Below are 389 nucleotides of genomic sequence, written 5' to 3'. Positions count from 1 at the left end.
ATAGAGATAACGTCAGATCCCATTAACAGGATGATATATCCGCCAAGGCTGTTTATAAGGTGCAGGGAATACATAATCTGGTACACCGTTACCTGCATGGCGACGCCAGGAATAAGGGATGCGAAAAGAAACAAATTTTTAAACACGCTGTTGCCCGGAAACCTGATTCGGTTTAACACGAACGCCAGCATGGCGCTTATTAATATTGAGCCCGATAATACAAAAATTAATACGATAGTAGTATTTAAAAACGCCCTCGTCATAAGACCCGTCTGCCATGCGGTAATAAAATTTCCAAAAAAGAGCCAATGTTTCGGCAGAACCATAACATTGGTCGTGTTGTATTCCTCTACAGTTTTAAACGTGGTTATTATTACGGAGACAAAAGG

Annotated in this window: 1 protein-coding gene; it reads left to right on the top strand. The window is 40.9% G+C overall.

Annotated features, from left to right (window positions below; all coding sequences use genetic code 11):
- Positions 1-150 precede the first annotated feature (150 nt).
- Positions 151-389, top strand: a 239-nt coding sequence (locus ACYVTD_RS17640) for a hypothetical protein (RefSeq protein ID WP_461248923.1), incomplete at its 3' end; no start/stop codon positions are given.

This window comes from Treponema sp. R6D11 (assembly GCF_054786075.1).
This window is presented reverse-complemented; position numbering and strand designations above follow the sequence as displayed.